The organism is Burkholderia sp. Cy-637, assembly GCF_011753175.1.
GTDB lineage: Bacteria > Pseudomonadota > Gammaproteobacteria > Burkholderiales > Burkholderiaceae > Burkholderia > Burkholderia gladioli.
This window is the reverse complement of sequence record NZ_VWWC01000416.1, coordinates 1-517: the sequence shown is the minus strand read 5'-3', so window position 1 is coordinate 517 and position 517 is coordinate 1. Positions and strand designations below refer to the sequence as shown.

Below are 517 nucleotides of genomic sequence, written 5' to 3'. Positions count from 1 at the left end.
CCAGCGCCTGCTCGACCACCGTCTGCGCCTGGCGCAGGTCCAGTTCCGAGCCGGTGCCGTTGTCGAACTGCAGCTTGGTCAGGTTGTACGAATCCTGGGCCGTCTTCAGCGTGTCCTCGGTGACCTTGAGCAGGTCGTCCGTGGACTGCAGCGTCAGGTACTGGTCCGCCACCTGCGAGATCAGCGAGATCTCCGCCGCCTTGCGGGCCTGGGCCGTCGACAGGTATTGCGCCAGAGCCTGGTCCTTCAGGCTCTGGATCCGGCCGAACAGGTCCAGCTCCCACGAGGCGGAGAGGCCGACGTTGTAGTCACGCGAAAGAATCGCCCGGTTGGTGCTCGACACGCCGGCCGGCAGCCGCTGCGTATTGCCGGTGCCGGTGCCGTCGAGCGTCGGGAACAGCCCCGCACGCGTGATCTGGTACTGCGCGCGCGCCGCCTCGATGTTGAGCACCGAGACGCGCAGATCGCGATTGTTCTTCAGCGCGATCTCGATCAGCGCCTGCAGGCGCGGATCGGC

The 517-nt window shown here is 66.9% G+C and carries 1 protein-coding gene; it reads right to left on the bottom strand.

The annotated features are described in order from the left end of the window. Positions 1–517: TolC family protein (locus F3J10_RS35945; protein WP_167244076.1), on the bottom strand; the 517-nt coding region annotated here is incomplete at both ends.